Below are 6477 nucleotides of genomic sequence, written 5' to 3'. Positions count from 1 at the left end.
CTTTTTAACTGAAGTAACCCGGAAATATTCGAGAATCCCTTCTGGCAAAAACAACTCAATTAAACTCTGATCCACTTTGTCTTTTTTTGACAAAGTTAATTCTTCAATCCTAAATCCCCAGAATTATTGCTTGATCCATTTCAATCAACTTTGGCTAATGCTTGAATTAAGAGGTTATTTTTCAGATGAGCCTTCCACCATTTATTTGTTGATTTATGGTGGGAAGTCTCTAGCAATGGGAGATTTTTTTGTAAATGGTCAAGGAGCCGGAATTGGAATAGGATTTAGGTTCCAATTGATGGAAAGACTATTTATTATAGATCTGCGCTCTTTTAACCGTTCTGTTCAATTTGACAATTTGCGATATAGAGATTCTAATTCCAGAGGTTTTCTAACAGGTGCTTATTTTGGTTTAGGCTATCGATTTTGATTCTATAATTTCCAAAGTATAAAGCTTACAACTCCATTTTTTAAAATGTTCCAGAGGAACGGGAAAAAGCCACTTGCGGAACTTGAGCGACAGTTCAGTGGAATATAACCAAAAAAGCCTTTCTGCATCACTGCAAAAAGGCTTTTCTTATATTTGGTTCAAAATCTTAAGTCAAACTTCTAACTTTTGACTTCTATCTTATAACTTCAGACTTCTAACTCTAGAATTATTTTCTTCTTCCGCCAGAACCAGCTTTTACTCTTGCTCTTCCACCAGCTTTTCTATCTCCACCAGCACTAGGACGCTTTTTGAATCCACTTCCTCTTTTCTTATCGGATCTATCTGATCTGTCAGATGACCTTTCAGATCTGTCTGAACTTCTTGGTCCACCACCAGTTTTTGGTTCGGCTACCACTTTTCGTCCGTCAAATTCGCTTACATTTAATGCACCTAAAATCGTTTGCTCATGCTGACTTTCCACCTCCATGAAAGTAAAGCTTCTCTGAACATCAATTTTACCAAATTCAATTCCATTAGGAACGCTTTGTAAACCATTGATCCAACCTAGTAGAGTTCCAGCATTCAAATTATCTTTTTCACCTATGTTCAAGAATAATTTAGTGAAATCACCACCTTTTCTTCTTCTGTCAGTTCTATCGCCACCTCTGTCTGAATCTCTATCTCTTCCTGCTCTAGCATTTTGGTTTAAGTCAGCAGAGTTTTTATAGTAATCCAAGAACTTGTTGAATTCCAACGAAACGAATTTCTTGATTAAGTCCTCACGGCTCAAATCTTCAAATTCAGCTGCTATATTTTGAACAAATGGCTCTATTTGCTTTTCATCAACTTCAGATGCTTTCACTTTTTCAATAAAAGCCATCAATTGCTTTTCAATTACTGCATCTCCGGCAGGAACTTCCGCTTTCGTGAAGGTTTTGCCTAAAATACGCTCTAATTGCTTGATTTTATTGATGTCCTTTGGACCAATAATCGCCATTGAAATACCAGCTTTTCCGGCACGACCTGTACGACCACTACGGTGCGTATAAGTTTCCAAATCATCAGGAATGTTGTAGTTGATTACGTGAGTAATTTCGTTTACATCCAATCCTCTTGCTGCCACATCAGTAGCCACCAGCATTTGTAAATTCTTTTTTCTGTATCTACCCATTACCGCATCTCTTTGCGCTTGTGATAAATCACCGTGCAAACAGTCAGCATTGTAGCCATCCGCCATTAATTGGTCAGAAATTTCCTGAGTTTCTCTTTTTGTTCTACAGAATATGATGGCATAAATATCAGGGTTGATATCAGCAATTCTTTTCAAGGCTAAGTATTTATCCCTTCCGTTAACTACGAAATAGAAATGCTCTACTTTTTCAGCACCTTGATTTCTTTTTCCGGAAGATATTTCTTCAGGATTATTCATGTATGCATTAGAAATCCTTAAAACCTCTTTTGACATAGTCGCAGAGAATAATAAAGTTTGTCTTTGGTCAGGCGTATGTGATAAGATGAAATCTAAATCATCTTTAAAGCCCATATTCAACATTTCATCGGCTTCATCTAAAACCACCCACTCAATGTCTTCTAATTTTAATTTCTTTCTTTTAATCAAATCCACTACACGACCTGGAGTTCCTACCACAATTTGAGCTCCTTTATTCAAGGCTTTGATTTGTGTTTCTATGCTGGCACCACCATAAACTGGTACTACATCCAATTTCTTAGTGTATTTAGTGTAAGAGTTGAAATCGTTGGCAATTTGAATAGCCAATTCCCTAGTAGGGCACAATACTAATGATTGCGTCTTTTTAGAATCGCCATCAATTTGATTTAAAACAGGTAATCCAAAAGCAGCTGTTTTACCAGAACCCGTTTGAGCTAGGGCAATTAAATCTTGCTTAGTGTTTAATAAATGTGGAATAGTTTTCTGCTGAATAGCAGTAGGTTCCAAAAATCCAATTTCTAAAATTGCTTTAAGGATGTCAGGCTTAAGGCCTAATTCTTCAAATGTTAACATGTGATTTTTTAAAAATTTAATACAATATCAGGGATATGTTGTGACATGACTGCTAAGCAGCCTATTGCATTAAGCGACTCTCGATTATTCCCTGGCTTTAACCCAAGCCATTTTCGAACCTTTCGAGTAGCCTAGGATTGTAATTGTTGCACAAAGGTAAAAATACTTTTTGGATTACCTACTATTTATGGAAAAATAACCAAATAATATTTTGTAATCTATTCTATTTTATTTTAAAAATATAAAATTATTTCTCTGAGTTGATTTCAGCAGACTTTTGAATTCACCAATCCTGTAAAACTGAATATGTCCTAATCAAAAGCTTTCGAAATTGATTATATTGCTATTTGAAATACTATACATCAAATACTATAAATATGAAAAGAATATTTTACTTACTTATTTTAGGCCTTTGGGCTTGCGATGAAAAACCTAAAACAACCATTGATACATGGGTTCCTTATGATGAATCGGCAATAATTGCTGAAAATGCTGATCATGAGTCTCGACTCATGCGCTACAAATTAATTCAATCTAGGGTAACCGTTAGAAATGATTTGTGGAAACAGATAGGACCTCAAATCAGTGATTTCACTGCCGAAGATTATGAACGCTTAAAGCCACTTATTCTCGAGCAGGATATGATGAGTATGCAAAATGCTATTTCGGAAGATAAATTGAGTTATAAAGAATTAACGCAATGGTATTTATACCGAATTGTCCTATTTGAAAATGATAGCTTAAATACTCTAAACAATATCATTTCAATAAATCCTAAAGCAGTGGAAGAAGCTATTGCAAGAGATGAAAATAAGTCAGACGATACTCATCCGATTTATGGAATGCCAATTTTATTAAAAGATAATATCAATTTCGAAGGAATTCCTACTACTGCAGGAGCGGTTGCACTACAAAATAACATGACGAATGATGCACATATCGTAAGCCGTCTGGAAAATAGCGGAGCCATTATTTTAGGTAAATCCAGCTTAAGTGAATGGGCGAACTTTCTATGTGACGGTTGTCCGAATGGATATAATGCAATTGGAGGTCAAACTTTGAATCCTTACGGCAGAGGTGAATTCGATACTGGTGGCTCAAGTGCAGGAAGTGGATCAGCAGTTGCTGCTAACTTTTCAGCAGGAGCTATTGGAACTGAAACTTCTGGCTCTATTTTATCACCATCCAGTTCTAATTCAATTGTAGGATTGAAGCCAACAGTTGGTTTATTGAGCAGGGGAGGAATAGTTCCTATTTCCAGTACTTTAGATACGCCTGGTCCAATGACCAGAAATGTAATGGATAATGCCATTTTGCTATCAGCCTTGACCGGTGAAGATACGGAAGATGAGGTAACTGTCGGAAATTCTCCTGATAAGGCTTACTGGAAATCATTAGATGATTCTAACTTGACAGGCATGCGATTAGGGGTAATGAAAGGGTTTATGCAAGATTCGCTTTATCAGGTTAATATTAAAGAATTAGAAAAGTTAGGTGCAGAATTAGTTGAAGTTGAAGCTCCAGAAGTTGATTTATCTGGATTCCTTACTTTGTTGAATATGGATATGAAAGCAGATTTACCGCATTATTTTGAGAATTATGCAGGCTCAGCGGTAAAATTAAAATCAGTTCAGGATGTAATTGATTTTAATATGCAGGATTCCGCTAAAAGAATCCCGTATGGACACGCAAGATTTTTAGGGATAGTAAATGATTCTACTTCTGCAGAAGCTTTTGATAGCTTGAAAACTCGCTTAATGAGTGAGGGAAGAAGATATTTTGAAACCATGATGAACGAAAATGATTTGGATGCTGTGTTATCTATTAATAACTGGAGTGCAGGTTTTGCAGCTGTAGCACATCACCCAGCTTTGACAGTTCCGATGGGTTACGAAAAAAGCGGACAGCCGAAAGGCATTACTTTCATTGCAGAGCCCTATTCAGAAGAAAAATTATTGAAGATTGCTTATGCTTTTGAAAAAGAAACTAATGCGAGAAAAATTCCTGCTGATTATCGGTAATTTTTGAGTTGGTAATGTTTTACAGATTAGAATGGTCGGTTATTAGCCGACCTTTTTTTGTTTTATTTGAGAGAAATTCAGTGATATTATGTAGGGACTTTGACTTTTTGATGAAGCCTGAAAAAGTCGTCATCCCTGCGCAGGCAGTGATCTATCCTATTGAAGCGAAGTTTCAATAATCCTGTCTGCCAAACCTACTTCATTTACCATGCCAGGTAGCAAACCTTCCATCAACTAAGCTTTCAAAATTGATATTTTAACCTTTGGTTAAAATCAATAGATTCCCGCCTACTCGAGAATGACGCTTCGAGCTAGGATTGTGCTAGGATTGATGATTCTAATATCATATGTTTTAGAGTCCATAAAACTTTCATGAATTAAGGGAATTCACCAACAGGCATGAAAGTCGTCAATAATAGTGAATCAAACATATATACGCCATGTCTGTAATAGAATTCCCTCAAATAATTGAACGAGGCTGCGGCCTTGATGTTCATCAGCAAACAGTGGTTGCTACTATTCGTGGCACCGACATTGATACTGAAACGCAAACATACGGAACTTTTACTTCCGATCTAGAAAAGCTAACCTGCTGGCTTCAAAATAACGGTGTTACTCATATTGCAATGGAGAGCACTGGTGTTTACTGGAAGCCAGTTTATGCTGTTTTGGAGCCATTTTTTGAAATTTTAGTGGTCAATGCTCGTCATATCAAAAATGTACCAGGTCATAAAACTGATAAAAAAGATTCAGAATGGATTGCCAAACTGTTATTGAGCGGTTTGCTAAAAGGTAGTTTTGTTCCTGATCAAGCAACCCGTGAACTGCGGGTTCTTTACCGCCATAAAAAAAAGCTAATCCAAAGTAGAACTGCGGAAAAGAACCGGCTTCAAAACATCCTAGAAGATGCGAACATTAAACTTGGGAGTGTGCTGTGTGATGTTTTTGGAAAGAAGGGAATGGCGATTATTCAGCAACTAGCTGAAGGAGAAAACGATCCCATTATTTTATCTAATTTGGCAAAAGGATCGCTAACAAGAAAAAAAGACCAGCTTCAGCTTGCCTTATACGGCAAGTTCACTTCACATCACCGATTCATGCTTCAATTAATCTTACAAACCATCAATTATATTAATGAAGTAATTGACAAAGTGGAAAAACAAATTGACATGTACCTGATGCAGGTCAACAAGGAAGTTACGTTACTACAAACCATACCCGGAGTGTCCAAAAACATAGCTAGTGGAATACTCTCAGAGATTGGTACCGATATGGGAAAATTTACTTCTCATAAGCACCTTGCCTCATGGACAGGAATATGCCCGGGAAATAACGAAAGTGCAGGAAAAATGAAATCCTCTAGAATAACGCATGCTAACAAATATCTGAAAACCACACTTACAGAAGGGGCTTGGGCAGTTAGTAGAACCAAGGATAATCATTTATCCTATCAATATCATGCATTGGCTACGCGTAGAGGTGCGAAAAAAGCAGCAATAGCTATAGGACACAAATTACTTACAGCGGCCTATCACGTTTTAAGAGATAAAACCGACTATCAAGAACCAATGGTTAGTGAAGATATAATGCTAAAACGTAAAGAAATAACTGTCGAACGTCTACAAAAACGTCTCGATAAATTAAAGACATCAGCGTCCAATTGTTAAAAGGTCAACTTTTTTTTGGTGGACCCTCAGGGGTACCACGTGCATAAAACTGATAACAGACGCAAAGAACCAACAGTTGTTGCCATAGAGCACGTAGAAAAAATTTTTCTCTAAGAAATACGATAGCCTTTGCAGAAACAGTTACGACTTAAAAAGATGGAAGCTTAAATGAACTACTGGTAAGGATTCATAATGTGAAACCTGCATTCCACGACAGCTCCTTGCAACACTGTTTGAGAGGAGATTGATATTTTATTGCATTGAGCAAAACAGACTTTCAGAAAAAAAAAGGTTTCCCAAACTTGAGAAACCTCCATTCAATTAAATGATCTTAAA

At 36.7% G+C, this 6477-nt stretch carries 4 protein-coding genes; 3 read left to right on the top strand and 1 reads right to left on the bottom strand.

Translation table 11 applies throughout. The features are described from left to right. Window positions 1-157: 157 nt before the first annotated feature. Complete coding sequence (locus tag VFM92_RS05070; RefSeq protein WP_325121106.1) at window positions 158-430, top strand: hypothetical protein; 273 nt, start codon at window positions 158-160, stop codon at window positions 428-430. Window positions 431-656: 226 nt separating this feature from the next. Here the strand turns inward: VFM92_RS05070 and VFM92_RS05065 are convergent, their stop codons facing one another. Then, complete coding sequence (locus tag VFM92_RS05065) at window positions 657-2453, bottom strand: DEAD/DEAH box helicase (protein WP_325121105.1); 1797 nt, start codon at window positions 2451-2453, stop codon at window positions 657-659. 377 nt (window positions 2454-2830) lie between these two features. On the opposite strand from VFM92_RS05065, the gene VFM92_RS05060 reads away from it, so the two are divergent. Both VFM92_RS05060 and VFM92_RS05055 read left to right on the top strand, forming a co-directional pair. Further along, a complete protein-coding gene (locus tag VFM92_RS05060) occupies window positions 2831-4474 on the top strand; it encodes an amidase family protein (protein WP_325121104.1) in 1644 nt (547 codons plus the stop codon). 440 nt (window positions 4475-4914) lie between these two features. Then, the gene (locus VFM92_RS05055; protein WP_325121103.1) at window positions 4915-6141 is read left to right on the top strand and encodes an IS110 family transposase; all 1227 of its coding nucleotides are present in this window, start codon (window positions 4915-4917) and stop codon (window positions 6139-6141) included. Window positions 6142-6477: the final 336 nt, after the last annotated feature.

It is taken from the genome of Marivirga sp., assembly GCF_035704835.1.
Lineage (GTDB): Bacteria > Bacteroidota > Bacteroidia > Cytophagales > Cyclobacteriaceae > Marivirga.
The sequence above is the reverse complement of the archived record's forward strand: the minus strand, read 5'-3'. Positions and strand labels throughout refer to the sequence as shown.

What these genes read in the sequence shown, in the direction of transcription:
- VFM92_RS05070 (WP_325121106.1), top strand. Translation starts at nt 158, where the DNA reads ATGCTTGAATTAAGAGGTTATTTTTCAGATGAGCCTTCCACCATTTAT.
- VFM92_RS05065 (WP_325121105.1), bottom strand. Translation starts at nt 2,453, where the DNA reads ATGTTAACATTTGAAGAATTAGGCCTTAAGCCTGACATCCTTAAAGCA.
- VFM92_RS05060 (WP_325121104.1), top strand. Translation starts at nt 2,831, where the DNA reads ATGAAAAGAATATTTTACTTACTTATTTTAGGCCTTTGGGCTTGCGAT.
- VFM92_RS05055 (WP_325121103.1), top strand. Translation starts at nt 4,915, where the DNA reads ATGTCTGTAATAGAATTCCCTCAAATAATTGAACGAGGCTGCGGCCTT.